29 protein-coding genes are annotated in these 25,542 nt (G+C 64.6%); 15 read left to right on the top strand and 14 right to left on the bottom strand.

What is annotated here, in order from left to right; all coding sequences use genetic code 11:
* Position 1 precedes the first annotated feature (1 nt).
* The 8 genes from ptsN to NJF35_RS00990 all read right to left on the bottom strand — a co-directional run bounded on the left by ptsN (position 2) and on the right by NJF35_RS00990 (position 5,871).
* Positions 2-466 carry a PTS IIA-like nitrogen regulatory protein PtsN gene (gene ptsN / locus NJF35_RS00955; RefSeq protein ID WP_253090591.1) on the bottom strand — a complete coding sequence of 155 codons (465 nt, stop codon included), beginning with the start codon at positions 464-466 and terminating at the stop codon, positions 2-4.
* 12 nt (positions 467-478) lie between these two features.
* Positions 479-787, bottom strand: coding sequence for a ribosome hibernation-promoting factor, HPF/YfiA family (hpf, locus tag NJF35_RS00960; RefSeq protein WP_225787173.1), 309 nt, complete (start codon positions 785-787; stop codon positions 479-481).
* A gap of 77 nt (positions 788-864) precedes the next feature.
* Positions 865-2,358 carry an RNA polymerase factor sigma-54 gene (locus NJF35_RS00965; RefSeq protein ID WP_225787174.1) on the bottom strand — a complete coding sequence of 498 codons (1,494 nt, stop codon included), beginning with the start codon at positions 2,356-2,358 and terminating at the stop codon, positions 865-867.
* A 176-nt stretch (positions 2,359-2,534) separates the two neighbouring features.
* On the bottom strand, positions 2,535-3,260 hold the full coding sequence (lptB, locus tag NJF35_RS00970; RefSeq protein ID WP_225787175.1) for an LPS export ABC transporter ATP-binding protein: 726 nt from the start codon (positions 3,258-3,260) through the stop codon (positions 2,535-2,537).
* A 5-nt stretch (positions 3,261-3,265) separates the two neighbouring features.
* Positions 3,266-3,790 carry a lipopolysaccharide transport periplasmic protein LptA gene (lptA, locus tag NJF35_RS00975; protein WP_225787176.1) on the bottom strand — a complete coding sequence of 175 codons (525 nt, stop codon included), beginning with the start codon at positions 3,788-3,790 and terminating at the stop codon, positions 3,266-3,268.
* Positions 3,777-4,349: an LPS export ABC transporter periplasmic protein LptC gene (gene lptC / locus NJF35_RS00980; RefSeq protein WP_225787177.1), complete on the bottom strand. Its 573-nt coding sequence runs from the start codon at positions 4,347-4,349 to the stop codon at positions 3,777-3,779. The genes lptA and lptC overlap by 14 nt, the downstream gene beginning before the upstream one ends.
* An 8-nt stretch (positions 4,350-4,357) precedes the next feature.
* Complete coding sequence (locus NJF35_RS00985) at positions 4,358-4,882, bottom strand: KdsC family phosphatase (protein ID WP_253090592.1); 525 nt, start codon at positions 4,880-4,882, stop codon at positions 4,358-4,360.
* Positions 4,883-4,896: 14 nt separating this feature from the next.
* Entirely contained in the window at positions 4,897-5,871 is a 975-nt protein-coding gene (locus tag NJF35_RS00990) for a KpsF/GutQ family sugar-phosphate isomerase (RefSeq protein ID WP_225787179.1), read from the bottom strand.
* A 244-nt stretch (positions 5,872-6,115) separates the two neighbouring features.
* Between NJF35_RS00990 and NJF35_RS00995 the strand changes: the two genes are divergently transcribed.
* From NJF35_RS00995 to NJF35_RS01060, 14 genes are all read left to right on the top strand, one after another.
* The gene (locus tag NJF35_RS00995; RefSeq protein ID WP_225787180.1) at positions 6,116-6,925 is read left to right on the top strand and encodes an ATP-binding cassette domain-containing protein; all 810 of its coding nucleotides are present in this window, start codon (positions 6,116-6,118) and stop codon (positions 6,923-6,925) included.
* Entirely contained in the window at positions 6,925-7,722 is a 798-nt protein-coding gene (mlaE, locus tag NJF35_RS01000; protein ID WP_225787181.1) for a lipid asymmetry maintenance ABC transporter permease subunit MlaE, read from the top strand. The genes NJF35_RS00995 and mlaE overlap by 1 nt, the downstream gene beginning before the upstream one ends.
* Entirely contained in the window at positions 7,722-8,207 is a 486-nt protein-coding gene (mlaD, locus tag NJF35_RS01005) for an outer membrane lipid asymmetry maintenance protein MlaD (RefSeq protein WP_225787182.1), read from the top strand. The genes mlaE and mlaD overlap by 1 nt, the downstream gene beginning before the upstream one ends.
* A 9-nt stretch (positions 8,208-8,216) precedes the next feature.
* Positions 8,217-8,870 carry a phospholipid-binding protein MlaC gene (locus NJF35_RS01010; RefSeq protein WP_225787183.1) on the top strand — a complete coding sequence of 218 codons (654 nt, stop codon included), beginning with the start codon at positions 8,217-8,219 and terminating at the stop codon, positions 8,868-8,870.
* A complete protein-coding gene (locus NJF35_RS01015; RefSeq protein WP_225787184.1) occupies positions 8,867-9,169 on the top strand; it encodes a lipid asymmetry maintenance protein MlaB in 303 nt (100 codons plus the stop codon). The genes NJF35_RS01010 and NJF35_RS01015 overlap by 4 nt, the downstream gene beginning before the upstream one ends.
* A gap of 118 nt (positions 9,170-9,287) precedes the next feature.
* Positions 9,288-9,527 (top strand): BolA family protein, encoded by a 240-nt coding sequence (locus NJF35_RS01020; protein WP_225787185.1) that lies wholly within the window; start codon positions 9,288-9,290, stop codon positions 9,525-9,527.
* Positions 9,528-9,550: 23 nt separating this feature from the next.
* Entirely contained in the window at positions 9,551-10,816 is a 1,266-nt protein-coding gene (murA, locus tag NJF35_RS01025) for a UDP-N-acetylglucosamine 1-carboxyvinyltransferase (protein WP_225787186.1), read from the top strand.
* Between the two features lie 90 nt (positions 10,817-10,906).
* Positions 10,907-11,542 (top strand): ATP phosphoribosyltransferase, encoded by a 636-nt coding sequence (gene hisG / locus NJF35_RS01030; protein ID WP_225787187.1) that lies wholly within the window; start codon positions 10,907-10,909, stop codon positions 11,540-11,542.
* Positions 11,543-11,668: 126 nt separating this feature from the next.
* Positions 11,669-12,994, top strand: coding sequence for a histidinol dehydrogenase (gene hisD, locus NJF35_RS01035; RefSeq protein ID WP_225787188.1), 1,326 nt, complete (start codon positions 11,669-11,671; stop codon positions 12,992-12,994).
* A gap of 2 nt (positions 12,995-12,996) precedes the next feature.
* Positions 12,997-14,043 carry a histidinol-phosphate transaminase gene (gene hisC / locus NJF35_RS01040; protein WP_253090593.1) on the top strand — a complete coding sequence of 349 codons (1,047 nt, stop codon included), beginning with the start codon at positions 12,997-12,999 and terminating at the stop codon, positions 14,041-14,043.
* Positions 14,044-14,338: 295 nt separating this feature from the next.
* The gene (locus NJF35_RS01045; RefSeq protein WP_253081797.1) at positions 14,339-14,986 is read left to right on the top strand and encodes a FadR/GntR family transcriptional regulator; all 648 of its coding nucleotides are present in this window, start codon (positions 14,339-14,341) and stop codon (positions 14,984-14,986) included.
* 13 nt (positions 14,987-14,999) lie between these two features.
* The gene (locus NJF35_RS01050) at positions 15,000-16,280 is read left to right on the top strand and encodes a CynX/NimT family MFS transporter (protein ID WP_225787191.1); all 1,281 of its coding nucleotides are present in this window, start codon (positions 15,000-15,002) and stop codon (positions 16,278-16,280) included.
* A gap of 88 nt (positions 16,281-16,368) precedes the next feature.
* Complete coding sequence (locus NJF35_RS01055; RefSeq protein ID WP_225787192.1) at positions 16,369-16,839, top strand: nuclear transport factor 2 family protein; 471 nt, start codon at positions 16,369-16,371, stop codon at positions 16,837-16,839.
* A gap of 43 nt (positions 16,840-16,882) precedes the next feature.
* A complete protein-coding gene (locus NJF35_RS01060) occupies positions 16,883-17,170 on the top strand; it encodes a GIY-YIG nuclease family protein (protein ID WP_225787193.1) in 288 nt (95 codons plus the stop codon).
* A gap of 71 nt (positions 17,171-17,241) precedes the next feature.
* On the opposite strand, the gene yejK is transcribed toward NJF35_RS01060, so the two are convergent.
* On the bottom strand, positions 17,242-18,249 hold the full coding sequence (gene yejK, locus NJF35_RS01065) for a nucleoid-associated protein YejK (RefSeq protein WP_225787194.1): 1,008 nt from the start codon (positions 18,247-18,249) through the stop codon (positions 17,242-17,244).
* 396 nt (positions 18,250-18,645) lie between these two features.
* Here yejK and NJF35_RS01070 point away from each other — a divergent pair, with 396 nt between their 5' ends.
* The gene (locus tag NJF35_RS01070) at positions 18,646-18,927 is read left to right on the top strand and encodes an HU family DNA-binding protein (protein ID WP_225787195.1); all 282 of its coding nucleotides are present in this window, start codon (positions 18,646-18,648) and stop codon (positions 18,925-18,927) included.
* 49 nt (positions 18,928-18,976) lie between these two features.
* On the opposite strand, the gene rlmF is transcribed toward NJF35_RS01070, so the two are convergent.
* The 5 genes from rlmF to NJF35_RS01095 all read right to left on the bottom strand — a co-directional run bounded on the left by rlmF (position 18,977) and on the right by NJF35_RS01095 (position 25,404).
* Positions 18,977-19,933, bottom strand: a complete 957-nt coding sequence (gene rlmF / locus NJF35_RS01075; RefSeq protein WP_225787196.1) for a 23S rRNA (adenine(1618)-N(6))-methyltransferase RlmF — start codon at positions 19,931-19,933, stop codon at positions 18,977-18,979.
* A gap of 159 nt (positions 19,934-20,092) precedes the next feature.
* Entirely contained in the window at positions 20,093-22,939 is a 2,847-nt protein-coding gene (locus NJF35_RS01080; RefSeq protein ID WP_225787197.1) for a valine--tRNA ligase, read from the bottom strand.
* Between the two features lie 121 nt (positions 22,940-23,060).
* Positions 23,061-23,429, bottom strand: a complete 369-nt coding sequence (locus tag NJF35_RS01085) for a DNA polymerase III subunit chi (RefSeq protein ID WP_225787458.1) — start codon at positions 23,427-23,429, stop codon at positions 23,061-23,063.
* A 5-nt stretch (positions 23,430-23,434) separates the two neighbouring features.
* Entirely contained in the window at positions 23,435-23,863 is a 429-nt protein-coding gene (locus NJF35_RS01090) for a DNA polymerase III subunit chi (RefSeq protein WP_225787198.1), read from the bottom strand.
* 50 nt (positions 23,864-23,913) lie between these two features.
* On the bottom strand, positions 23,914-25,404 hold the full coding sequence (locus NJF35_RS01095) for a leucyl aminopeptidase (protein ID WP_225787199.1): 1,491 nt from the start codon (positions 25,402-25,404) through the stop codon (positions 23,914-23,916).
* Between the last annotated feature and the right edge of the window lie 138 nt (positions 25,405-25,542).

Genomic DNA, 25,542 nt, shown 5'->3' on the forward strand with positions numbered 1-25,542 from the left:
TTCAGTGCTCGTTCTGTGCGTCCAGGACTACCTGGTACAGGGCCTCGCTGCTGTCGGCGGCACGCAGGCGATCGCGGACCTCCTTGCGATCGAGCATGCTGGCGATCTGGCGCAGCAGTTCAAGGTGGGCATCGGTGGCGGCTTCCGGTACCAGCAGGACGAACAGCAGGTCCACGGGAGCGCCGTCGATGGCGTCGTAGTCGATGGGGGCATCCAGGTGCAGCAGGGCGCTGACCGGTGCGGTGCAGCCTTCGAGCCGGCAGTGGGGAATGGCGATGCCATTGCCGAAACCGGTGGAGCCCAGCTTCTCGCGGGCGACCAGTTTCTCGAATACGTCTTCCATTTCCAGTTCGGCCACGTCCCTGGCGATCAGGGTGGCGATTTCCTGGAGCACACGCTTCTTGCTGCCGCCCGGCACGTTCACGAGGGAACGGCCGGGGGTCAGGATGGTTTCAAGTCGGATCATGGATGAGGGGGATCAGCGGGCGGCTGCACCTTGCAGCAGGCTTTGCTGTTTTTCCTTGTGTTTTTTCAGTTGGCGGTCGAGCTTGTCAGCCAGGGCGTCGATCGCTGCATACATGTCTTTGTCTTCGGCGTTTGCAACCACTTCGCCGCCGGGAATCTGCAGGGTCGCCTCGACCTTCTGCTGCAACTTCTCGACTGTCAGGATGACCTGCACGTTGGTGATCTTGTCGAAGTGGCCCTCCACGCGAGCGAGCTTCTCGAGTACGTACTCACGCAGCGGCTGGGTGACTTCTACATGGTGTCCACTGATGTTGACTTGCATACAGCTTCTCCTTTGTTGCCCGTGCATAAAGGGCAGGTATTGCACCTGCCACTGAAACGCTATGGCACAGCCAGGGGCTACATCAGTCGCTTGCGTTCGCTCGACGGTGCGATGCCGAGGGACTCACGATACTTGGCGACGGTGCGACGGGCTACCTGGATGCCTTGTGCCTCCAGTAAACCAGCGATCTTGCTGTCACTCAATGGCTTTTTCTGATTTTCCGCCGCAACCAGTTTCTTGATGATCGCACGGATCGCCGTGGACGAGCATTCGCCGCCTTCGGCGGTGCTCACATGGCTCGAGAAAAAGTATTTCAGTTCGTAGATGCCACGGGGCGTGTGCATGTATTTCTGCGTCGTGACCCGGGAAATGGTCGATTCGTGCATGCCCACCGCCTCGGCGATGTCGTGCAGGACCAGCGGCTTCATCGCCTCGTCGCCATGGTCGAGGAAGCCACGCTGGTGCTCGACGATCTGGGTGGCGACCTTCATCAGCGTCTCGTTGCGGCTCTGCAGGCTCTTGATGAACCAGCGCGCCTCCTGCAACTGGTTGCGCATGAAGGTGTTGTCGGCGCTGGTGTCGGCGCGGCGGACGAACCCGGCATACTGTGGATTGACCCGCAGGCGCGGGATCGCTTCCTGGTTCAGTTCCACCAGCCAGCGGTCGTTGTCCTTGCGCACGATGACATCGGGGACCACGTACTCCGGCTCGCTCGACTCGATCTGCGAGCCCGGGCGCGGATTGAGGCTCTGCACCAGCTCGATGACCTGGCGCAGTTCGTCTTCCTTGAGCTTCATGCGGCGCATCAGCTGGCTGTAGTCGCGGCTGCCGAGCAGGTCGATGAAGTCGGTGACCAGGCGCTGGGCTTCGGCCATCCACGGCGTGCTGGCTGGCAGTTGGCGCAGTTGCAGCAGCAGGCATTCGCCCAGGTTGCGTGCGCCGATGCCGGCGGGCTCGAATTGCTGGATACGGTGCAGCACCGCCTCGACTTCATCCAGCTCGATATCCAGCTCCGGCTCGAAGCCGGCGCAGATTTCCTCGAGGCTGTCTTCCAGGTAGCCCTGGCCGTTGATGCTGTCGATGAGGGTGACGGCGATCAGGCGGTCGGTGTCGGACATCGGCGCCAGGTTCAGTTGCCACAGCAGGTGGCTTTGCAGGCTCTCGCCGATCGACGTGCGGGTGGTGAAGTCCCACTCGTCGTCATCGCTGCTGGGCAGGCTGCTGGCGCTGGTCTGGTAGATGTCCTCCCAGGCCGTGTCCACCGGCAGCTCGTTGGGGATGCGCTCGTTCCATTCGCCATCCTCCAGGTTGTCGGCACTGGCCGTGCTTTCCTGGAAACTGCTGTCCTGGGGTTCGCTGGCCGGTTTGCTCTCGGCGTTGTCGGCCATCGGGTCGCTGTTGTCGAAGTCGTCGCCGTCTTCCTGACGTTCGAGCATCGGGTTGGACTCCAGCGCTTCCTGGATTTCCTGCTGAAGGTCCAGGGTGGAGAGCTGAAGCAGACGGATAGCCTGTTGCAACTGCGGGGTCATCGTCAGTTGCTGGCCCATTTTTAGGACGAGCGATGGTTTCATGGCAGGGGCTAAATACCTTGTTCGCCGGCGCACATGCGCCATCCACTACAGAGAGGGCGCCGGGGCGCCAACTTCAAGCAAGTTTTATGCCTTAAATTGTAGCGTTTGCCTAGAGCACTGTATCACTTAAGCCCTTCTCGGGCGCCTGTGCCAGTGCTCCGGGCAGACTCCTAGCGTTAGAGCCGGAACTCGTGGCCCAGGTAAACCTCCTTGACCAGGTCGTTGGCCAGGATGGTCTCGGCGTCGCCTTCGGCGATCAGCTGGCCATCATTGACGATGTAGGCGGTTTCGCAGATATCAAGGGTTTCGCGCACGTTGTGGTCGGTGATCAGCACGCCGATGCCCTTGGCCTTGAGGTGGTGGATGATCTGCTTGATATCGCCAACGGAAATCGGGTCGACACCGGCGAAGGGTTCGTCCAGCAGGATGAACTTCGGCGCGGTGGCCAACGCACGGGCGATCTCGACACGGCGGCGTTCGCCACCGGAGAGGCTCATGCCGAGGTTGTCGCGGATGTGGCTGATGTGGAACTCCTGCAGCAGGCTTTCCAGTTCCTTGCGTCGGCCGTCACGGTCCAGATCCTTGCGGGTCTCGAGGATGGCCATGATGTTGTCGGCCACCGACAGTTTGCGAAAGATCGAGGCTTCCTGCGGCAGGTAGCCGATACCGGCACGGGCGCGGCCGTGCATGGGCTGGTGACTGACGTCGAGGCTGTCGATCAGCACGCGGCCCTGGTCGGCCTGGACCAGCCCGACGATCATGTAGAAGCAGGTGGTCTTGCCGGCGCCATTGGGACCGAGCAGGCCGACGATCTGGCCGCTGTCGATCGACAGGCTGACGTCGCGGACGACCTGGCGGCCCTTGTAGCTCTTGGCCAGGTGCTGGGCTTTGAGGGTTGCCATCTGATTTACTCGGCCTTCTTCTTCGGCTGGATCACCATGTCGATGCGCTGACGCGGCGAGGTCACGTTGCCACCGCGACCGGCGGTAGCCACCTGGGTCTTGGTGTTGTAGACGATCTTCTCGCCCTCGGTGGTGTTGCCTTCGTTCTCGACCTTGGCGCGGTCGGTGAGGATCACCATGTCCTTCAGCGCCTGGTACTGGATGGTCACGGCCCAGCCCTTCATCTTGTCGGGCTTGGCGGCGCTCTGCTGCTGCTCGAAGTAGGCCAGGTTGCCCACCGAGGTGACCACGTCGATATCGCCGGAGGCGGCGCGGGTGATGGTCACGGTATTGCCTTTGATCATCATCGAGCCCTGGGTGATGATCACGTCGCCGGTGTAGGTGGCAACGCCCTGCTTGTCATCCAGGTGGGCGTTGTCGGCCTGGATGCGGATGGGCTGGTCACGGTCGTTCGGCAGGGCCAAGGCGCTCGCGCTTCCCAGTGCCGCGCCCAGGCTGAGCAGAAGGGGGAGGGTTTTAACGAGCCTCATACTGTCCTCTTACGTTGGACAGCAGGTCCATCCTGCCGTCTTTCAGATACGCTTTCATTCCTTTGCCCGTGGTCGTGCCACCGGCGCCGTCGATTCTAACGGCTTGCTCGGTCTGCGCATATTGCTTCTGCGGGAACACGGTCATGCGGGTAGTGGTGATGATGGTATCGCGTTGTTTCGCGTCGGTACGGGCAACGCGGACCTTGTCGATCAGCTCGACCTCGCTGCCGTCCGGGTTGACCTCGGCGCGTTCACTCTGTACGTGCCAGGGATACGGGGTGCCCCGATACAGGTGCAGGTCGGGCTTGGTCACCAGGGTCACTTCGCTGGCCTTCAGGTGCTCGACCTTGTCGGCGGTCATTTCGTACTGCAGCTTGCCGTCGGGCAGGAACTGCACGCTGTGGGCGTTGATCGCGTAGTAGTCGATGGCGCTCTGGTCGACCTGGGCCACTGGCCTGTCGAGGAAGCTCTCGGGGCTGATGTTCCAGTAGCCGACCGCCACCAGCAGGGCGGCGATCGCACCGAACAGCGCGATGTTTCGGGCTTTCTTGCTGAGCATGTACGGCCTTACAGGTAGTTGGCGTTGGCAGCGTCCAGGGTTCCCTGGGCCTGCATGATCAGTTCGCAGAACTCGCGGGCGGCGCCTTCGCCGCCACGTGCCTGGGTCACGCCATGGGCGTGCTGGCGCACGAACGGCGCGGCATTGGCTACTGCCATGCCCAGGCCGACCCGGCGGATCGCCGGCAGGTCGGGCAGGTCGTCGCCCAAGTAGGCAACCTGTTCATAGCTTAGGCCCAGTTCCGCCAGCAGGCCGTCGAGTACCACCAGTTTGTCCTCGCGGCCTTGGAACAGGTGCGGGATACCCAGGTTCCTGGCCCGGCGTTCGACCACCGGGGTCTTGCGCCCGCTGATGATCGCCGTGGTCACGCCCGAGGCCATCAGCATCTTGATGCCATGGCCGTCGAGGGTATTGAAGGTCTTGAATTCGCTGCCGTCCTCGAGGAAGTACAGGCGGCCATCGGTAAGCACGCCATCGACGTCGAACACCGCCAGCTTGATCGCCTTGCCGCGTTGCATCAGGTCCTGGTTCATCGCGTCGCTCCCCATCACATCACCCCCGCGCGCAGCAAGTCATGCATGTTCAGGGCGCCGACCGGGCGGTCGTCCTGGTCGACCACCACGAGTGCGTTGATCTTGTGGTCTTCCATGATCTTCAGGGCTTCGGCGGCCAGCATCTCGGCGCGGGCAGTCTTGCCGTGGACGGTCATCACCTGGTCGATCGGGGTCTTGTGCACGTCGATGTTGCGATCCAGGCTGCGGCGCAGGTCGCCGTCGGTGAAGATACCGGCCAGCTTGCCGTCGTTTTCCAGGACGACGGTCATGCCTAAACCTTTACGAGACATTTCAAGGAGTGCGTCCTTGAGCAGGGTGCCGCGCTTCACTTGGGGCAGTTCGTCGTCCGCATGCATGACGTTTTCCACTTTCAGCAACAGGCGGCGGCCAAGTGCGCCGCCCGGGTGCGAGAAAGCGAAGTCCTCGGCGGTGAAGCCGCGCGCCTCGAGCAGGGCGATGGCCAGGGCGTCGCCCAGGGCCAGGGCTGCGGTGGTGGACGAGGTGGGCGCCAGGTTCAATGGGCAGGCCTCCTGGGCGACGCGGGCATCGAGGTTGACCTCGGCGGCCTGGGCCAGGGGCGAATCCGGGTTGCCGGTGAGGCTGATCATCTGGATGCCCAGGCGCTTGATCAGCGGCAGCAGGGTGACGATCTCGGCGGTGCTGCCTGAGTTGGACAGGGCCAGGATGACGTCGTCGCGGGTGATCATGCCCATGTCGCCGTGGCTGGCTTCGGCCGGGTGCACGAAGAAGGCCGGGGTGCCGGTGCTGGCGAGGGTTGCGGCGATCTTGTTGCCGATGTGGCCCGATTTGCCCATGCCGAGCACGATGACCCGGCCCTTGCTGGCCAAGATCAACTCGCAGGCCTTGACGAAATTATCGTCGATGCGGGCCAGCAGGGCCTCCACGGCCTCGACTTCCAGGCGCAGGGTGCGCTGGGCGGATTGGATCAGCTCGCTGGATTGGCTCATGTCGAAAAACGATGCCTGACGAAAAGGCGCCGATTATAGCCGCAATGTGTGAAAGGCTCATCCTTCGATTGCCGGACGGAGGTCGCGCGAGCCTGTCGCTGGCCTGAACGACTCGGGCGATGGCCTTGGGGCGGGCCTGCCGCGATGCTATAGTTCGCCGCTATTCGGCCCGCCAAGGGGCGCGTGTGCCTTCACGATGAAGGTGAGCGTCCATGGAGACGAGGCTGCATCGCAAGGAGTCTAGATGAGTGTGGATAGCGCCTACGCGGTCGAGTTGAAGGGCGTCACCTTCAAGCGCGGTTCGCGCAGCATTTTCAGCAATGTCGACATCCGCATCCCCCGCGGCAAGGTCACCGGCATCATGGGGCCTTCCGGGTGCGGCAAGACGACCCTGCTGCGCCTGATGGGCGCGCAGTTGCGCCCGTCCAGCGGCGAGGTGTGGGTCGCTGGGCAGAACTTGCCGACCCTGTCGCGGGGCGACCTGTTCGACGCGCGCAAGCAGATGGGCGTGCTGTTCCAGAGCGGCGCGCTGTTTACCGATCTCGACGTGTTCGAGAACGTCGCCTTCCCGTTGCGGGTGCACACCCAGTTGTCGGACGAGATGATCCGCGACATCGTCCTGATGAAGCTGCAGGCCGTGGGCCTGCGCGGGGCCATCGACCTGATGCCGGACGAGCTGTCCGGCGGCATGAAGCGCCGGGTCGCGCTGGCCCGGGCGATCGCCCTCGACCCGCAGATCCTCATGTACGACGAGCCGTTCGTCGGCCAGGACCCGATCGCCATGGGCGTGCTGGTGCGCCTGATCCGCCTGCTCAACGATGCCCTGGGCATCACCAGCATCGTGGTTTCCCACGACCTGGCCGAGACTGCCAGCATCGCCGACTACATCTATGTGGTCGGTGACGGCCAGGTGCTGGGGCAGGGTACGCCTGACGAACTGATGGGCTCGGACAACCCGCGTATCCGCCAGTTCATGAAGGGCGATCCGGACGGTCCGGTGCCATTCCACTTTCCCGCGCCTGATTACCGCGCCGATCTGCTGGGGGCGCATTGATGCGCAGACGATCCTTACTCGAACGTATCCGTCTTCTCGGTCGCTCGGCCATCGACGTGCTGGCCGTGCTGGGGCGTTCCTGCCTGTTCCTGTTCCATGCGCTGGTCGGGCGCGGCGGCATCGGCGGCAGCTTCCAGCTGCTGGTCAAGCAGCTGTATTCGGTTGGCGTGCTGTCGCTGGCGATCATCGTGGTCTCTGGCCTGTTCATCGGCATGGTGCTGGCCCTGCAGGGCTACAGCATCCTGACCAAGTACGGTTCCGAGCAGGCGGTGGGGCAGATGGTCGCCCTGACCCTGCTGCGCGAACTCGGCCCGGTGGTCACCGCCTTGCTGTTCGCCGGGCGCGCGGGCTCGGCACTGACCGCCGAGATCGGCAACATGAAATCCACCGAGCAACTGTCGAGCCTGGAGATGATCGGGGTCGACCCGCTCAAGTACATCGTTGCCCCGCGCCTGTGGGCAGGCTTCATCTCGCTGCCGATGCTGGCGCTGATCTTCAGCGTGGTCGGCATCTGGGGCGGGTCCTGGGTGGCAGTGGACTGGCTGGGCGTGTACGAAGGCTCGTTCTGGGCCAACATGCAGAACAGCGTTTCCTTTACCGACGACGTGCTCAATGGGCTGATCAAGAGCCTGGTGTTCGCCTTCGTTGTCACCTGGATCGCCGTGTTCCAGGGGTATGACTGCGAGCCCACCTCAGAAGGGATCAGCCGTGCCACCACCAAGACCGTGGTCTACGCCTCGTTGGCGGTCCTGGGTCTGGACTTTATTCTGACCGCCTTGATGTTTGGAGATTTCTGATGCAAAACCGCACCCTGGAAATCGGTGTCGGCCTGTTCCTTCTGGCCGGGATCCTGGCGTTGCTGCTGCTGGCCCTGCGTGTCAGCGGGCTGTCCGCCAGCCCGAGCAGCGACACGTACAAAGTTTATGCGTACTTCGACAATATCGCCGGTTTGACTGTCAGAGCAAAGGTGACCATGGCCGGCGTGACCATCGGCAAGGTCACGGCCATCGATCTGGACCGTGATTCCTACACCGGTCGGGTGACCCTGCAGCTGGACAAGCACGTCGACAACCTGCCGACCGACTCCACTGCCTCGATCCTGACCGCCGGGTTGCTCGGCGAGAAATACATCGGCATCAGCGTGGGCGGCGAGGACGAGGTGCTCAAGGACGGTAGCACCATCCACGACACCCAGTCGGCCCTGGTGCTGGAAGATCTGATTGGCAAGTTCCTGCTCAACTCCGTTGGCAAGGAACCGAAAGAAGCCCAACCAGCTAATTGAGGAGTTTTCATGATTTCGATCCTGCGACGTGGCCTGCTGGTCCTGCTGGCGGCCTTCCCCCTGATGGCCCTGGCGGCGCCGGGGCAATCCGCCCGTGATGTGATCCAGGGCACCACCAACGAACTGCTGGCCGACCTCAAGGCCAACAAGGAACAGTACAAGACCAGTCCGCAAGCGTTCTACGATGCGCTCAACCGCGTGCTCGGCCCGGTGGTCGACGCCGATGGCATTTCCAAGAGCATCATGACCGTCAAGTACTCGCGCAAGGCGACGCCTGCGCAGATGCAGCGCTTCCAGGAGAACTTCAAGCGCAGCCTGATGCAGTTCTATGGCAATGCCCTGCTGGAGTACAACAACCAGGGCATCACCGTCGACCCGGCCAAGGGCGAGGAAGGCGATCGCACCAGCGTCGGCATGAAGGTCACCGGCAACAACGGCGCGGTCTACCCGGTCCAGTACACCATGGTCAAGCTGGGCGGCGAGTGGAAGGTGCGCAACGTCATCGTCAACGGCATCAACATCGGCAAACTGTTCCGCGACCAGTTCGCCGACGCCATGCAGCGCAACGGCAACGACCTGGACAAGACCATCGACGGCTGGGCCGGCGAGGTGGCCAAGGCCAAGGAAACCGCCGACAAGTCGCCAGACAAGGAAGTGCAATGAGCGAAGCCGGCGTGAGCATGGCCGAGCCGGGCGTCCTGCGCCTGGCCGGCGTGCTGGACTACCGCAGCGGCCCGACCCTGCGCAAGGAAGGCAAGGCGTTGATCGCCGCCTGTCGCGAGCCGCGCCTGGTGCTGGATTGCTCGGCGGTGGTGAAGTCCTCCAGTGTCGGCCTTTCCCTGCTGCTGGCGTTCATGCGTGACGCCCAGGCGGCGGGCAAGGGGTGGGAAGTGCGCGAGATGCCCGACGCCATGCGGGAAATCGCCGAGGTGTATGACCTCGATGAAGTGCTGGCGGGCTGATGGCTCGCCTTCAATGGATGGCCCCTCGGTCAGCACGCCCGTCCATGGGCTTCGCAGGCGAGGGGCTTTTTTGTATGATGGCCGACCCGCGCGCACAGGGCGCCGATTGAGGTTGAGCATGCAGGCCGTAGAAGTTAAGAACTTCCTTGAAGAGAAATTGCCGGGAACCCGGGTCGAAGTTGAGGGCGAAGGCTGCAACTTCCAGTTGAACGTGATCAGCGACGAGTTGGCCGGCCAGAGCCCGGTCAAGCGCCAGCAGGCGATCTATGCTCACCTGAACCCGTGGATCGCCGATGGCAGCATCCATGCGGTAACCATGAAATTTTTCAGCAGCGCAGCCTGGGCTGAGCGCACCTGAGCCAACTTGGCGGCGAGACTCCAATGGACAAACTGATTATCACTGGCGGCGCCCGCCTCGACGGCGAGATCCGCATTTCCGGGGCGAAGAACGCCGCCCTGCCGATCCTCTCGGCCACCTTGCTGGCCGACGGTCCGGTCACCGTGGGCAACCTGCCGCACCTGCACGACATCACCACCATGATCGAGCTGTTCGGCCGCATGGGCATCGAGCCTGTGATCGACGAGAAGCTGGCAGTGGAGATCGACCCGCGCACCATCAAGACCCTGGTCGCCCCCTACGAGCTGGTCAAGACCATGCGTGCCTCGATCCTCGTGCTCGGCCCGATGGTCGCCCGCTTCGGCAAGGCCGAAGTGGCCCTGCCGGGCGGCTGCGCCATCGGTTCGCGTCCGGTCGACCTGCACATTCGCGGCCTGGAGGCCATGGGCGCGAAGATCGAGGTCGAGGGCGGCTACATCAAGGCCCAGGCACCTGAGGGCGGCCTGCGTGGCGCGCACTTCTTCTTCGATACCGTCAGCGTGACCGGTACCGAGAACATCATGATGGCCGCGGCGCTCGCCAAGGGCCGCAGCGTGCTGCAGAACGCCGCCCGTGAGCCGGAGGTGGTCGACCTGGCCAACTTCCTGATCGCCATGGGCGCCAAGATCCAAGGCGCCGGCACCGACACCATCACCATCGATGGCGTCGAGCGCCTGCACTCGGCCAACTACCGCGTGATGCCCGACCGGATCGAGACCGGCACCTACCTGGTCGCCGCCGCCGTGACCGGTGGCCGCGTCAAGCTCAAGGACACCGATCCGACCATCCTCGAGGCGGTGCTGGAGAAGCTCAAGGAAGCCGGCGCCGAGATCACCACTGGCGAAGACTGGATCGAGCTGGACATGCACGGCAAGCGGCCCAAGGCCGTCAACCTGCGCACCGCCCCGTATCCGGCGTTCCCGACCGACATGCAGGCGCAGTTCATCTCGCTCAACGCCATCGCCGAAGGCACGGGCGCGGTGATCGAGACCATCTTCGAGAACCGCTTCATGCACGTCTACGAGATGCACCGCATGGGCGCGCAGATCCAGGTCGAAGGCAACACCGCCATCGTCACCGGGGTCAAGGCGCTCAAGGGCGCACCGGTCATGGCCACCGACCTGCGGGCCTCGGCCAGCCTGGTGCTGTCGGCCCTGGTGGCTGAAGGCGACACCCTGATCGATCGCATCTACCACATCGACCGTGGTTACGAGTGCATCGAGGAAAAACTGCAGATGCTGGGCGCGAAGATCCGTCGCGTACCGGGCTAGTCTGTGATTGGCGCAGGGACGCGCCAGCCGAATCGTATGCGGTCGGGCGCGTGCCCGGCCGGCAGTAGACGCTTAAGGACCGACGCTCCAATGTTGACCATCGCGCTATCCAAGGGCCGCATCCTCGACGACACCCTGCCGCTGCTGGCAGAGGCCGGCATCGTGCCGACCGAGAATCCGGACAAGAGCCGCAAGCTGATCATCCCCACGACCCAGGAAGACGTGCGCCTGTTGATCGTGCGTGCCACCGACGTGCCGACCTATGTCGAGCATGGCGCCGCCGACCTGGGTGTGGCCGGCAAGGACGTGCTCATGGAGTACGGTGGCCAGGGCCTGTACGAGCCCCTGGACCTGCAGATCGCCCGTTGCAAGCTGATGACCGCCGGTGCGGTGGGAGCACCGGAGCCCAAGGGCCGCCTGCGCGTGGCCACCAAGTTCGTCAATGTCGCCAAGCGCTATTACGCCGAGCAGGGCCGCCAGGTCGACATCATCAAGCTCTACGGCTCCATGGAACTGGCGCCGTTGATCGGCCTGGCCGACAAGATCATCGACGTGGTCGACACCGGCAACACCTTGCGCGCCAATGGCCTGGAGCCCCAGGAACTGATCGCCACCATCAGCTCGCGCCTGGTGGTCAACAAGGCCTCCATGAAGATGCAGCACGCGCGCATCCAGAGCCTGATCGATACCCTGCGCCAGGCTGTCGAATCGCGACACCGCGGCTGACCTCTGCGCGCGACCTTCGCTGTCGCGCCCATCTATCCGCGTCATAGCCAATTTTCTCGGGTGCCCGCGCGGATGGACTGGTAGCCTAGGGCGCCTGAGCATTCGCTAATCATCGAGGCCCTCGCCATGACCGTGTCCACTGCAATTGCCCGTCTCAACGCTGCTGATCCGGATTTCGCCCGACATCTGGATCATCTGCTGAGCTGGGAAAGTGTGTCCGATGACGCGGTCAACCAGCGCGTGCTCGACATCATCAAGGCCGTGCGCGAGCGTGGCGACGAAGCCCTGGTGGCGTTCACCCAGCGTTTCGACGGCGTCGACGCCAAAAGCATCGATGACCTGATCCTGGGCCGCGAGCGCCTGGAACTGGCCCTGACCCGCATCACCCCGGCCCAGCGCGAAGCCCTGGAGAAGGCCGCCAGCCGTGTGCGCATGTACCACGAGCGGCAGAAGCAGGACTCCTGGCAGTACACCGAAGCCGACGGCACCGTACTCGGCCAGAAGGTCACCCCGCTGGACCGCGCCGGCCTGTACGTGCCCGGCGGCAAGGCGTCGTACCCCTCGTCGGTGCTGATGAACGCCATCCCGGCCAAGGTCGCCGGGGTGTCCGAGGTGGTGATGGTGGTGCCGACCCCGCGCGGCGAGGTCAATGAACTGGTGCTGGCCGCCGCCTGCATCGCCGGTGTCGACCGGGTGTTCACCGTCGGTGGTGCCCAGGCCGTCGCGGCCCTGGCCTACGGCACCGAAAGCGTGCCCCAGGTGGACAAGATCGTCGGCCCGGGCAACATCTACGTGGCCACCGCCAAGCGCCACGTGTTCGGTCAGGTCGGCATCGACATGATCGCCGGTCCGTCGGAAATCCTCGTGGTGTGCGACGGCCAGACCGATCCGGACTGGATCGCCATGGACCTGTTCTCCCAGGCCGAGCACGACGAAGATGCCCAGGCCATCCTGGTCAGCCCGGATGTCGCCTTCCTCGATCGCGTCGCCGCCAGCATTGACAAGCTGCTGCCGACCATGGAGCGTGCCGAGATCATCGAGAAGTCGATCAATGGCCGTGGTGCGCTGATCCAGGTGCGCGACATGCAGCAGGCCATGGACGTGGCCAACCGCATCGCGCCCGAGCACCTGGAGCTGTCGGTGGCCGATCCGCAGGCCTGGCTGCCGCACATCCGCCACGCCGGCGCGATCTTCATGGGCCGCCACACCAGCGAAGCGCTGGGTGACTACTGCGCAGGCCCCAACCACGTCTTGCCGACTTCCGGCACCGCGCGCTTTTCTTCGCCGCTGGGGGTATACGACTTCCAGAAGCGTTCGTCGATCATCTTCTGCTCCGAGCAGGGCGCGTCCGAGCTGGGCCACACCGCTTCGGTCCTGGCCCGTGGCGAATCGCTGACCGCCCACGCCCGCAGCGCCGAATACCGCATCCTCACCGAGAACGAGGGGAACTGAACATGAGCCGATTCTGGAGCCCCTTCGTCAAGGATCTGGTGCCCTACGTGCCGGGCGAGCAGCCGAAGCTGACCCGCCTGGTCAAGCTCAATACCAACGAGAACCCCTATGGCCCGTCGCCCAAGGCGCTGGAGGCCATGCGCGACGAGTTGAACGATAACCTGCGCCTGTACCCGGACCCGAACGGCGACCGCCTCAAGCAGGCGGTCGCCGACTACTATGGCGTCACGCCACAGCAGGTGTTCGTCGGCAATGGTTCGGACGAAGTGCTGGCGCACATCTTCCACGGCCTGTTCCAACACGATGCGCCGCTGCTGTTCCCGGACATCAGCTACAGCTTCTACCCGGTCTACTGTGGCCTGTACGGCATTCCGTTCGAGCAGGTGGCGCTGGATGAGCAGTTCCAGATCCGGATCGAGGACTACCGCAAGCCCAACGCCGGGATCATCTTCCCCAACCCCAACGCCCCCACCGGCTGTCTGCTGCCGCTGGAGGCGATCGAGCGCTTGCTCGAAGCCAACCGCGACTCGGTGGTGGTGGTGGACGAGGCCTACATCGACTTTGGCGGCCAGACCGCCATCAGCCTGGTGGACCGCTACGACAACCTGCTGGTGACCCAGACCCTGTCCAAGTCGCGCTCCCTGGCGGGGCTGCGGGTTGGCCTGGCCGTCGGTCACCCGGCGTTGATCGAGGCGCTGGAGCGGATCAAGAACAGCTTCAACTCCTACCCGCTGGGCCGCATGGCGATCGTCGGCGCGGCGGCGGCGTTCGAGGACCGGGCGTACTTCGAACAGACCTGCCGCCAGGTGATCGACAGCCGCGAGGCGCTGGTCGAGCAACTGGTTGCGCGAGGTTTCCAAGTGCTGCCGTCGGCGGCCAACTTCATCTTCGCCCGCCATCCGCAGCAGGATGCCGCTGGGCTGGCGGCACGCTTGCGTGAGCAGGGGGTGATCGTGCGGCACTTCAAGCAGGCGCGTATCGCCCAGTTCCTGCGGATCACCATCGGTACGCCGGAGCAGAACCAGGCGCTGCTCGATGCGCTGAACTGACTCGGCCGTAGCGGCCTCTTCGCGGTCAAGCCCGCTCTTATGGGGAGTGGTGCTGATCGCAAGGCTATTGGGGCTGCTTTGCAGCCCATCGCCGGCAAGCCGGCTCCCACAGGGTCAGTACTGTTCGCACATCATGTGTCATACAGCCAACTCTGTGGGAGCCGGCTTGCCGGCGATGGGGCGCGAAGCGGCCCCTATATCGTTTAGCTGCTGTGAGAAACCAACCTTGTCCCCGCGGCACTCCAGCGTTATCGTTCACCTCTTCGAAAAAATCATCCGATGACTGGATGTCCCCATGACTCTGTTAATCAAACGCTCCCTGGTCGAGCAAGCCGTAGACCAACTGCGCAACCGCATCACCAGCGGCACCTGGGCCATCGGCCAGCGCCTGCCGACCGAGCCCGAACTGGCCCTGGAGCTGGGCATCAGCCGCAACACCGTGCGTGAGGCCATGCGGGTGCTGGCCTTCAGTGGCCTGGTGGAAATCCGCCAGGGCGACGGCAGCTACCTGCGTACCGCCCAGGACCCGCTCCAGGCGGTCCAGGCCATGTCCCGCTGCACCCCCGAGCAGGCCCGCGAAACCCGCCACATCCTCGAAGCCGAGGCGATCGGGCTGGCCGCCCTGCGTCGCACCGAGGACGACCTGGCCCGCCTGCGCGAGGCGCTTGCCGATAGCGCGGCGCATTTCCATGGTGATGTCGAGGCCTACGTCACCTGTGACCTGGTCTTCCACCAGCGCCTGGTGGACGCCGCCCACAACCCCGCCCTGAGCGAGCTGTACCGCTATTTCTCCGGCGTGGTGGCGGCGGCGCTGCAGCTCAACATGAGCACTGCCCCCCGTTGCCAGAAGGTTTTCGACCTGCATGGGCAGATTCTCGACGCCATCGAGCAGCGCGACGCGGAGCGGGCCAAGCGCCTGAGCCGCACCCTCATCGAATCCTGAAAGCGAGACTCCCATGGCTGAACAATTGACCCGCCACACCGCCCCCCGCGAGGCGGAGCTCGATGAACTGCTCATCGATGCCGAAGCCGACGACGAGCAGGTCCAGCAGCAACCGGTGCTCCTGCAGCGGCCCTGGTTGTTGCTGCTGGGCCTGGTACTGGTGGCGCTGAACCTGCGTCCGGCGCTGTCGAGCATGGCGCCGGTGCTGGGCCAGGTCAGCGAGGGGCTGGGGCTGAATGCTTCCCAGGCCGGCTTGCTGACCACCTTGCCGGTGCTCTGCCTGGGGCTGTTCGCGCCATTGGCGCCGGTCCTGGCGCGACGTTTCGGCAGCGAGCGGGTGATCCTCGGCATTCTCCTGACCCTGGCCCTGGGCATCCTGGTGCGCAGTGCCCTGGGGACGGCTGGGGTGTTCATCGGCAGCCTGATGGCGGGGGCCAGCATCGGCATCATCGGCGTCTTGCTGCCAGGCATCGTCAAGCGCGACTTCCCACAGCATGCGGGGACCCTCACTGGCGTCTACACCATGGCCCTGTGCCTCGGTGCCGCGATGGCCGCCGGCGCGACCGTACCGCTGGCCCAGCGCTTCGACGACAGCTGGGCGATGGGCCTGGGTTTCTGGCTGGTGCCGGCATTGCTGGCGATGCTCGTGTGGTTGCCCCAGGCGCGCCAGGGGCATGGCCTGCACAAGGTGGCCTACCGGGTGCGCGGTCTGTGGCGCGACCCGCTGGCCTGGCAGGTGACGTTGTACATGGGCCTGCAATCTTCGCTGGCCTACATCGTCTTCGGCTGGCTGCCATCGATCCTCATTGGCCGCGGCCTGAGCCCGACCGAGGCAGGCCTGGTGCTGTCCGGCTCGGTGATCGTGCAACTGGTCAGTTCGCTCAGTGCGCCCTGGCTGGCGACCCGTGGCAAGGACCAGCGCCTGGCCATCGTGATCGTCATGCTGGTCACCCTGGCCGGGTTGTTCGGCTGCCTGTATGCGCCGCTTTCCGGCCTGTGGGGCTGGGCGGTCCTGCTGGGCCTGGGGCAGGGCGGTACCTTCGCCCTGGCCCTGACCCTGATCGTGTTGCGTTCCAAGGATGCTCATGTGGCCGCCAACCTCTCGAGCATGGCCCAGGGCGTGGGCTACACCCTGGCCTCCATGGGGCCTTTCGCCGTAGGGCTGGTGCATGACCTGACCGGTGGCTGGGCTGCGGTGGGCTGGATCTTCGCGGTGCTGGGCGTGGGCGCCATCGTGTTCGGCCTTGGTGCCGGGCGGGCGCTGCATGTGCAGGTGGAGAGCGAACGGGTTTGAGGCCTGCACAAATGGCGCGAATGGCCATGGCGACATCGCCCGCGGCGGATTATCGTTCAGGTTTCGCCCTGCAGGACGGAGCAGCCCCATGAGCGACGCCAACCACGCCCTGATCTGCCGCTTCTACCAGGCTTTCCAGCGCCTGGACGCCGAGGCCATGGTGGCCTGCTACAGCGATGACATCGTCTTCACCGACCCGGTCTTTGGCACCTTGCGCGGCAGTGACGTCGGCGATATGTGGCGGTTGCTCACAACCCGCGCCAGGGATTTCTCCCTGACCTTCGACCACGTCCATGCCAACCAGGACAGCGGCTGCGCGCACTGGGTGGCGACCTACCTGTTCAGCCAGACCGGGCGCACCGTGGTCAACGACATCCAGGCGCGTTTCGTGATCCGCAATGGGCTGATTCGTCAGCACGATGACAGCTTCGACCTGTGGGCTTGGTCGCGTCAGGCCCTGGGCCTGCCCGGGCTTCTGCTGGGGTGGTCGCCTATGTTGCAGAACAAGATACGCCAGCAGGCATTCAAGGGGCTGCGGGCGTTCCAGCAAGGGCGTTGAGCGGTTAAGCTGGCGGCCTTTCCCAGCTGTCCTGAATCGAGCCGTGAGCGAGACATCCCTTCCCAAACCCTGGTACGTATACCTGGTCCGCGCCGCCAACGGATCCTTGTACTGCGGTATCAGCGACGATCCGCAGCGACGTTTCCTCCAGCATCAGAAAGGGCAGGGGGCACGTTACTTCAAGACCAGCCCGGCCCAGGCGCTGGTCTATGTCGAGCAGTGGCCGGACAAGGCCGAGGCGCTGCGCCAGGAGCGTTTGGTCAAGAAGCTGCGCAAGTCGGCCAAGGAAGCGTTGGTGGCGGCCTATGGTGGCGTGACCCACGGCTCCTAGGGCGCTTGTGCGACCCATTCGCTCAAGAACGGCGCAGTCCCGGCGATGGGCTGCGAGGCAGCCCAGCGGTTTCACTCCTTGCGGCGCTTGAGCTGGTCGACCAGTTGGGTCGGCAGACCCTTGATGATCAGGGTGCCGGCTTCTTCGTCATACTCCACCTTGTCACCGAGCAGGTGCGCCTCGAAGCTGATCGACAGGCCTTCGGCGCGCCCGGTGAAGCGGCGGAACTGGTTGAGGGTGCGCTTGTCGGCCGGGATCTCCGGCGACAGGCCGTAGTCCTTGTTGCGGATATGGTCGTAGAAGGCCTTGGGGCGGTCCTCGTCGATCAGGCTGGACAGCTCCTCCAGGGTCACCGGCTCGCCCAGCTTGGTCTGGGTGGTGGCATATTCGACCAGGGTCTGGGTCTTCTCGCGGGCGGCCTCCTCGGGCAGGTCCTCGCTCTCGACGAAGTCGCTGAAGGCCTTGAGCAGGGTACGGGTCTCGCCGGGGCCATCGACCCCTTCCTGGCAGCCGATGAAGTCGCGGAAATAGTCCGAGACCTTCTTGCCGTTCTTGCCCTTGATGAACGAGATGTACTGCTTCGAGTTCTGGTTGTTCTTCCACTCCGACAGGTTGATCCGCGCCGCCAGGTGCAGTTGGCCCAGGTCGAGGTGGCGCGACGGGGTGACATCCAGCTCGGCGTTCACCGCCACGCCCTCGCTGTGGTGCAGCAGGGCGATCGCCAGGTAGTCGGTCATGCCTTGCTGGTACTGGGCGAACAGCACATGGCCACCGACGGACAGGTTGGATTCTTCCATCAGCTTTTGCAGGTGCTCGACGGCGACACGGCTGAAGGCGGTGAAGTCCTTCTCCTCGTCCAGGTACTGCTTGAGCCAGCCGCTGAACGGGTAGGCCCCGGATTCGCCGTGGAAGAAGCCCCAGGCTTTGCCCTGCTTGGCGTTGTAGCTGTCGTTGAGGTCAGCCAGCAGGTTCTCGATGGCGTCCGATGCAGTCAGTTCGCTGTCCCGCGCATGGAGCACGGCGGGGCTGCCATCGGGCTTCTTGTCGATCAGGTGAACGATGCAATGACGGATTGGCATGGGATTCTCGAATGGTGTGGGGCGGTGCGAGGCCGCGCTGCAAAGTCGGCCAGTTTACCCCAGGGGCGGGGGCGATGCAGTGGCCGGATGTTGGCGTAAATGCCTGTTGTTGTTTTTTTGTTCAATTTTTTGCGTTTTACGACAAAACCCCCGAAAAACCTGCATAAAATCGAAGCCGGTAGCGGATATTTATCCATTCCTGTGGTAGTTTTGCGCGGTCTTGCGCCCCTTGGGTGGCGCATTGCTGGCAGATCGCTCGCGTCGTGTCGAACCAAACGCCGATTTTCGTATCTACATACGCGATTGGCGCGGCCCGCCGGACCTTTTCAGGGCTGGCCCGATAACCGATGTAGCACGCTGCATAACCACTGAATTTGATAGGGAAGGAACACCACCATGGCATTGACCAAAGACCAACTGATTGCCGACATCGCCGAATCGATCAGCGCCCCGAAGGCCACCGCCAAGAACGCGCTGGAGCAACTGGGCCAGATCGTTGCCGACCAACTGGAAAACGGCGCTGAGATCACTCTCCCAGGTATCGGCAAGCTGAAAGTCGCCGAGCGTCCTGCCCGTACTGGCCGCAACCCTTCGACTGGTGCCGCCATCGAAATCGCTGCCAAGAAAGTCGTCAAGTTCGTACCAGCCAAGGTCCTGACCGACGCCGTCAACAAGTAATTGTCGATGCCGTACTGAAACCGCGCCCGGCTTGCCCGGGCGCGGTTTTTCATACCTGCGGTTTGCTTTCACGGCGAGCGTGCCAGGCCTGGCGCGCGCTGTCGTCCAGGAAGCTCCAGGCGACCATGCGGCTCTGCTTCTGGCCCTGGCCCATCGCGACGATACGCTGTGCCTTAACCCCCGCCTTCTTCAGTGCTGCCTCGATGCCAGGCAGGTTGCTGGCCTTGGACACCAGGCTGGTGAACCACAGCACCTGCTCCCCGTACTGCGCGCTTTCGCCCACCAATTGGGTGACGAAGCGGATCTCGCCGCCCTCGCACCACAGCTCGTTGTTCTGTCCGCCGAAATTCAGCACGGGCAGCTTGCGCCTGGGGTCGAGCTTGCCAAGGTTCTTCCATTTGCGCTGGCTGCCGCGGGTGGCCTCCTCGCGGGAGGCGTGGAAGGGCGGGTTGCACAGGGTCAGGTCGAAACGCTCGTCGCCCTGCAGCAGGCCGGTGAGGATGTGGTTGCGGTTGGCTTGCTGGCGCAGGGTGATGGCCTTGCCCAGGCCGTTGGCCAGGACGATCGTCCTGGCCGAGGCCAGGGCCACCGGGTCGATGTCCGAGCCTAGGAAGCGCCAGCGGTAGTCGCTGTGGCCGAGCAGGGGGTAGATGCAGTTGGCGCCGACACCGATGTCCAGGGCGCGTACCTGGGCACCACGGGGGATCTCACCGCCGCTGTCCTCGGCCAGCAGGTCGGCCAGCACGTGGATGTAGTCGGCTCGGCCCGGGATTGGCGGGCACAGGTAGTCGGCCGGGATGTCCCAGTGCTGGATACCGTACTGGGCCTTGAGCAGGGCGCGGTTGAACACACGCACCGCCTGCGGGTTGGCGAAGTCGATGCTCGGCTTGCCGTAGGGGTTGGTGATGGTGAAGTTGGCCAGTTGCGGGTGCGCCTTGATCAGGCTGGGGAAGTCGTAGCGGCCCTGATGGCGGTTGCGCGGGTGCAGGGTGGGTTTTACGGTCATGGTCGGGTCCGGTGTCGCAGGCCAGGGGCTGCTGTGCAGCCCTTTCGCGACACAAGGCCGCGCCTACAGGAGAGTGGCGCCTTGAAGTCGGGCGCCGTCCTGTGGGCGCGGCCTTGTGTCGCGAAAGGGCCGCGCAGCGGCCCTGACGGTCTCTAGTGATTAGAGCGCCGCAATCCGCGCATGCTGCTCGGTGAAGTTGGCCAGGGCCTGCTCGGCCTCGGCCAGCTTGGCGCGCTCTTTCTCGATCACCGCAGGCGGTGCCTTGTCGACGAAAGCGGCGTTGGACAGCTTGCCGCCCACGCGCTGGACCTCGCCTTGCAGGCGCTGGATTTCCTTGTTCAGGCGCGCCAGCTCGGCATCCTTGTCGATCAGGCCGGCCATCGGTACCAGTACCTGCAGGTCACCCACCAGCGCGGTGGCCGACAGCGGCGCTTCGTCCTGTTCGCCGAGCACGGTGAAGGATTCGACCTTGGCCAGCTTCTTGAGCAGCGCCTCGTTCTCCTGCAGGCGGCGCTGGTCGTCGGCGTTGGCGCTCTTGAGGAACAGCGGCAGCGGCTTGCCCGGGCCGATGTTCATCTCGGCGCGGATGTTGCGCAGGCCCACCATCAGCTCCTTGAGCCACTCGATGTCACCTTCGGCGGCGCTGTCGATACGGCTCTCGTTGGCCACCGGCCACGGCTGCAGCATGAGGGTCTTGCCCTGGATGCCGGCCAGCGGCGCGATGCGCTGCCAGATTTCCTCGGTGATGAACGGCATGAACGGATGCGCCAGGCGCAGGGCCACTTCCAGCACGCGCACCAGGGTGCGACGGGTACCGCGGGCACGCTCGATGGGGGCGTTCTCGTCCCACAGTACCGGCTTGGACAGCTCCAGGTACCAGTCGCAGTACTGGTTCCAGATGAACTCGTACAGGGCCTGGCTGGCCAGGTCGAAGCGGAACTGCTCGAGCTGGCGGGTTACTTCGGCCTCGGTGCGCTGCAGCTGCGAGATGATCCAGCGGTCTGCCAGCGACAGCTCGTAGGCTTCGCCGTTCTGGCCGCAGTCCTCGCCCTTGTCCAGCACGTAGCGGGCGGCGTTCCAGATCTTGTTGCAGAAGTTGCGGTAGCCCTCGACGCGGCCCATGTCGAACTTGATGTCGCGGCCGGTGGAGGCCAGCGAGCAGAAGGTGAAGCGCAGGGCGTCGGTGCCGTAGCTGGCGATGCCTTCGGGGAACTCGGCCTTGGTCTGCTTGGCGATCTTCTCGGCGAGCTTGGGCTGCATCATGCCGCTGGTGCGTTTTTCCAGCAGGGCGTCGAGGGTGATGCCGTCGACGATGTCCAGCGGGTCGAGGACATTGCCCTTGGACTTGGACATCTTCTGGCCCTGGCCGTCGCGCACCAGGCCGTGGACGTAGACGGTCTTGAACGGTACCTGCGGCGTGCCGTCCTCGTTCTTCACCAGGTGCATGGTCAGCATGATCATGCGCGCGACCCAGAAGAAGATGATGTCGAAGCCGGTGACCAGCACATCTGTGGGGTGGAAGGTCTTGAGGAACTCGGTCTGCTCCGGCCAGCCCAGGGTGGAGAAGGTCCACAGGCCCGAGCTGAACCAGGTGTCGAGGACGTCGTCGTCCTGGCGCAGCACCACGTCGGCGCCCAGGCCATGCTTGGCGCGCACTTCAGCTTCGTCGCGGCCGACGTAGACCTTGCCGGACTCGTCGTACCAGGCCGGGATGCGGTGGCCCCACCACAGCTGACGGCTGATGCACCAGTCCTGGATATCGCGCATCCAGGAGAAGTACATGTTCTCGTACTGCTTGGGCACGAACTGGATACGGCCGTCCTCCACCGCCGCGATGGCAGGCTCGGCCAGCGGCTTGGTGGAAACGTACCACTGGTCGGTCAGCCAGGGCTCGATGACGGTGCCGGAGCGGTCGCCCTTCGGCACCTTCAGGGCATGGTCGTCGATGCTGACCAGCAGGCCTTGGGCATCCAGGTCGGCTACGATCTGCTTGCGCGCGACGAAACGGTCGAGGCCGGCGTACTGCGCGGGCAGGGAGGTGTCGACGCTGTCGTTGAGGCTGCCATCGAGGTTGAAGGCCTGGGCACTGGCCAGGACCAGGGCATTCTTGTCGAATATGTTCAGCAGCGGCAGGTCGTGGCGTTTGCCGACTTCGTAGTCGTTGAAGTCGTGGGCCGGGGTGATCTTCACGCAACCGGTGCCGAATTCGGGGTCGCAGTAGTCGTCGGCGATGATCGGGATGCGTCGGCCGACCAGCGGCAGCACGACGAACTTGCCGATCAGTGCCTGGTAGCGCTCGTCGTTCGGGTTGACGGCGACGGCGGCGTCACCGAGCAGGGTCTCCGGACGGGTGGTGGCGACGACCAGGTGGTCCTTGCCTTCGGCGGTCGTGGCGCCATCGGCCAGCGGGTAGCGCAGGTTCCACAGGTGGCCCTTCTCGTCGTGGTTTTCCACTTCGAGGTCGGAGATGGCGGTGTGCAGCTTGGTGTCCCAGTTGACCAGGCGCTTGCCGCGGTAGATCAGGCCGTCTTCGTACAGGCGGACGAAGGCTTCCTTGACTGCCTCGGACAGGCCGTCGTCCATGGTGAAGCGCTCGCGGCTCCAATCCACCGACGAGCCCAGGCGGCGGATCTGCCGGCTGATGTTGCCGCCGGATTGTTCCTTCCATTCCCAGACCTTCTCCAGGAACTTCTCGCGGCCCAGGTCATGACGGTTCTGGCCCTTGGCCTCGAGCTGGCGCTCCACCAGCATCTGGGTGGCGATGCCGGCGTGGTCGGTGCCTGGCTGCCACAGGGTGTTGCGGCCCTGCATGCGGCGGAAGCGGATCAGGGCGTCCATGATCGCGTTGTTGAAGCCGTGGCCCATGTGCAGGCTGCCGGTTACGTTCGGCGGTGGGATCATGATGGTGTAGGACTCGCCTGCACCTTGTGGGGCGAAATAGTTCTCCGACTCCCAGGTGGTGTACCAGGAAGTTTCGATGGCGTGCGGCTGGTAGGTCTTATCCATGCGCGGCGGGACCCTATGGCATTAATTCGGGAAAGCCGGGAAGTATAACGGAGCTGCAAGCTTCAAGCGACAAGCTGCGAGGCGGGGAGCTGTAGTGGGCGCGTAGCGGCCCCGGGCGGGCTTACTCGGAGCGCTTGATCAGCCGCTCCATGCGCGCATCGAGGCGACGCTTGATCTCGTTCTCGATGTGCGGAGTGAAGTCGTTGATCACGTCCTGCATGATCAACTGCGCGGCGGCTCGCAGTTCGGCTTCCAGGTGCAGCAGGGTGTCCTGGCGGCGGGTCTGCGGATCGTCCTCGGCGGTTGCGGCCGGCTCCGGTTCGGCGGCAGGTGGTGCATTGCCGGCCGGTTCGTCGAGCAGCAGGGGGATCTGTTCGACCGTCTCGGTCAGCAGCGGCGGTTGCAGGTCGGCATCGCCCAGCAACTGGCGGATCGACTCCAGGTCGTCGAGCAGGTGGGCGGAATCGGGCAGGGGGGAAGGCTTGTCCATCATCGTCAAAGTCGCTGTAAGCGGTGGTCTTGCAGAGCATAGCCCTGTTCGCGGTAGAAACGGAATCGCTCGCGAGCGGCCTGGCGAACGGTCGGCTCCTCGACGACGATCTCGGCGACCCGCTCGAACTGGCCGACGAAGGCCGGCACGTCGCCGCCCAGGTTGATCAGCAGGCCACGGTGCGCGCCGGCATCCGTACCGAGGCCCAGTGCGACCACGGCATCGGCATGGTCCTCGGCCAGGTCGTGGGGCACGAAGGCCTCGCCCTTGAAGCGCCACAGGCGTTCGTCCAGCTCGCTGCGCTGTGCGTCGTCCTGGCAATGCAGGTAGACCCGGTGGCCAAGGCGCCAGGCCTTTTCACACAGCTTGCAGGCGAAGTCCAGGCGTGCCGACAACGAGTCGGTGGGCAGGATGTAGAAATCGACTTTGCTCATGGTTCGCTCTGCCGGGCGGCGCCGCGCGGGCGCCGCCCGGCCTGGGGGCATCAGGCGTTGGCGCGGTCCAGCAGGTACTGGGTCAGCAGCGGTACCGGGCGGCCCGAGGCGCCCTTGTCCTTGCCACCGCTGATCCAGGCGGTGCCCGCGATGTCCAGGTGGGCCCAGTGGTAGGCCTTGGCGAAGCGCGACAGGAAGCAGCCGGCAGTGATGGTGCCGGCCTTCGGGCCGCCGATGTTGGCGATGTCGGCGAACGGGCTGTCCAACTGCTCCTGGTATTCGTCGAACAGTGGCAGTTGCCAGGCGCGGTCATCGGCCCGCTTGCCGGCGTCGAGCAACTGGCCGACCAGTGCGTCGTCGTTGCCCATCAGGCCGGAGGTGTGGCTGCCCAGGGCGACGATGCAGGCGCCGGTCAGGGTGGCGATGTCGATCACCGCCTGCGGCTTGAAGCGCTCGGCGTAGGTCAGGGTGTCGCACAGCACCAGGCGGCCTTCGGCGTCGGTGTTGAGGATCTCCACGGTCTGGCCGCTCATGGTGGTGACGATGTCGCCGGGACGGGTGGCGCCGCCGCTGGGCATGTTCTCGGCACAGGCCAGCAGGCACACCAGGTTGATCGGCAACTGCAGTTCCAGCACCGCGCGCAGGGTGCCGAACACGCTGGCGGCGCCACACATGTCGAACTTCATCTCGTCCATGCCGGCACCCGGCTTGAGGCTGATGCCGCCGGTGTCGAAGGTGATGCCCTTGCCCACCAGCACGAACGGCTTCTCGCTCTTCTTGCCGCCCTGGTAGTTGAGCACGATCAGCCGTGGCGGCTGGTCGCTGCCCTGGCCCACGGCATAGAAGGCGCCCATGCCCAGGTCCTTGATCTTCTTCTCGTCGAGCACTTCGACCTTGAGATTCTTGTGGCCCTTGCCCAGGTCCCTGGCCTGTTCGGCGAGGAAGCTCGGGTGGCACAGGTTCGGTGGCAGGTTGCCCAGGTCACGGGTGAAGGCCATGCCGGTGGCGATGGCGGTGGCGTGCTTCACGGCGCGCTCGACCTCGGCCTGGCCGGCCTTGGCGGCCAACAGGGTGATCTTCTTCAGGGTGCGTGGCTCGGCCTTCTGGCTCTTGAAGCGGTCGAACACGTACTCGCCGTCGAGCAGGGTCTCGGCCAGCAGGCGGTACTTGCCGTAGTGGGCATCGCGGCCGTCGACGGCGACATCCTCCAGGGCCAGCACGGCGTCGCCGCCGCCCAGGTTCTTCAGCACCCCGGCAACGCTGCTGGCCAGCTTGCGCCAGCTGCGGTCATTCAGGGCCTCCTTGCCGCTGCCGACCAGCAGCACGCGCTCGGCCTTCAGGCCTGGCAGGCTGTGCAGCAGCAGGGTCTGGCCGGGCTTGCCGGCCAGGTCGCCGCGCTTGAGCACGGCGGCGATGGCGCCGCCGCTGGCCTGGTCGACGGCCTTGGCCACGTCGCCGAGCTTGCGGCCCTCACCGACGGGCAGCACCAGGGTGGCGGTTTTCAAGGATGCTGCGGCTACGCTTTTTACAACCAGTTCCATGTCAGGGTCCCCGAATGATCTGTCAGTTGGCGCTGTCTTTGGCGAGCGCTCGAAGCAGGCCTGGCCGCATGTTCGCGTGCCAGTGGAAAAGCTGCCAGTTTGAGCCTGCGGCAACCCTTGTGACAACCCCGACCTGCG

It is taken from the genome of Pseudomonas guariconensis (assembly GCF_024127895.1).
GTDB lineage: Bacteria > Pseudomonadota > Gammaproteobacteria > Pseudomonadales > Pseudomonadaceae > Aquipseudomonas > Aquipseudomonas guariconensis_B.

Excerpts from the sequence above, each read along its gene's own strand:
- ptsN (WP_253090591.1), bottom strand. The coding sequence starts at position 466 with ATGATCCGACTTGAAACCATCCTGACCCCCGGCCGTTCCCTCGTGAAC.
- hpf (WP_225787173.1), bottom strand. The coding sequence starts at position 787 with ATGCAAGTCAACATCAGTGGACACCATGTAGAAGTCACCCAGCCGCTG.
- NJF35_RS00965 (WP_225787174.1), bottom strand. The coding sequence starts at position 2,358 with ATGAAACCATCGCTCGTCCTAAAAATGGGCCAGCAACTGACGATGACC.
- lptB (WP_225787175.1), bottom strand. The coding sequence starts at position 3,260 with ATGGCAACCCTCAAAGCCCAGCACCTGGCCAAGAGCTACAAGGGCCGC.
- lptA (WP_225787176.1), bottom strand. The coding sequence starts at position 3,790 with ATGAGGCTCGTTAAAACCCTCCCCCTTCTGCTCAGCCTGGGCGCGGCA.
- lptC (WP_225787177.1), bottom strand. The coding sequence starts at position 4,349 with ATGCTCAGCAAGAAAGCCCGAAACATCGCGCTGTTCGGTGCGATCGCC.
- NJF35_RS00985 (WP_253090592.1), bottom strand. The coding sequence starts at position 4,882 with ATGAACCAGGACCTGATGCAACGCGGCAAGGCGATCAAGCTGGCGGTG.
- NJF35_RS00990 (WP_225787179.1), bottom strand. The coding sequence starts at position 5,871 with ATGAGCCAATCCAGCGAGCTGATCCAATCCGCCCAGCGCACCCTGCGC.
- NJF35_RS00995 (WP_225787180.1), top strand. The coding sequence starts at position 6,116 with ATGAGTGTGGATAGCGCCTACGCGGTCGAGTTGAAGGGCGTCACCTTC.
- mlaE (WP_225787181.1), top strand. The coding sequence starts at position 6,925 with ATGCGCAGACGATCCTTACTCGAACGTATCCGTCTTCTCGGTCGCTCG.
- mlaD (WP_225787182.1), top strand. The coding sequence starts at position 7,722 with ATGCAAAACCGCACCCTGGAAATCGGTGTCGGCCTGTTCCTTCTGGCC.
- NJF35_RS01010 (WP_225787183.1), top strand. The coding sequence starts at position 8,217 with ATGATTTCGATCCTGCGACGTGGCCTGCTGGTCCTGCTGGCGGCCTTC.
- NJF35_RS01015 (WP_225787184.1), top strand. The coding sequence starts at position 8,867 with ATGAGCGAAGCCGGCGTGAGCATGGCCGAGCCGGGCGTCCTGCGCCTG.
- NJF35_RS01020 (WP_225787185.1), top strand. The coding sequence starts at position 9,288 with ATGCAGGCCGTAGAAGTTAAGAACTTCCTTGAAGAGAAATTGCCGGGA.
- murA (WP_225787186.1), top strand. The coding sequence starts at position 9,551 with ATGGACAAACTGATTATCACTGGCGGCGCCCGCCTCGACGGCGAGATC.
- hisG (WP_225787187.1), top strand. The coding sequence starts at position 10,907 with ATGTTGACCATCGCGCTATCCAAGGGCCGCATCCTCGACGACACCCTG.
- hisD (WP_225787188.1), top strand. The coding sequence starts at position 11,669 with ATGACCGTGTCCACTGCAATTGCCCGTCTCAACGCTGCTGATCCGGAT.
- hisC (WP_253090593.1), top strand. The coding sequence starts at position 12,997 with ATGAGCCGATTCTGGAGCCCCTTCGTCAAGGATCTGGTGCCCTACGTG.
- NJF35_RS01045 (WP_253081797.1), top strand. The coding sequence starts at position 14,339 with ATGACTCTGTTAATCAAACGCTCCCTGGTCGAGCAAGCCGTAGACCAA.
- NJF35_RS01050 (WP_225787191.1), top strand. The coding sequence starts at position 15,000 with ATGGCTGAACAATTGACCCGCCACACCGCCCCCCGCGAGGCGGAGCTC.
- NJF35_RS01055 (WP_225787192.1), top strand. The coding sequence starts at position 16,369 with ATGAGCGACGCCAACCACGCCCTGATCTGCCGCTTCTACCAGGCTTTC.
- yejK (WP_225787194.1), bottom strand. The coding sequence starts at position 18,249 with ATGCCAATCCGTCATTGCATCGTTCACCTGATCGACAAGAAGCCCGAT.
- NJF35_RS01070 (WP_225787195.1), top strand. The coding sequence starts at position 18,646 with ATGGCATTGACCAAAGACCAACTGATTGCCGACATCGCCGAATCGATC.
- rlmF (WP_225787196.1), bottom strand. The coding sequence starts at position 19,933 with ATGACCGTAAAACCCACCCTGCACCCGCGCAACCGCCATCAGGGCCGC.
- NJF35_RS01080 (WP_225787197.1), bottom strand. The coding sequence starts at position 22,939 with ATGGATAAGACCTACCAGCCGCACGCCATCGAAACTTCCTGGTACACC.
- NJF35_RS01085 (WP_225787458.1), bottom strand. The coding sequence starts at position 23,429 with ATGGACAAGCCTTCCCCCCTGCCCGATTCCGCCCACCTGCTCGACGAC.
- NJF35_RS01090 (WP_225787198.1), bottom strand. The coding sequence starts at position 23,863 with ATGAGCAAAGTCGATTTCTACATCCTGCCCACCGACTCGTTGTCGGCA.
- NJF35_RS01095 (WP_225787199.1), bottom strand. The coding sequence starts at position 25,404 with ATGGAACTGGTTGTAAAAAGCGTAGCCGCAGCATCCTTGAAAACCGCC.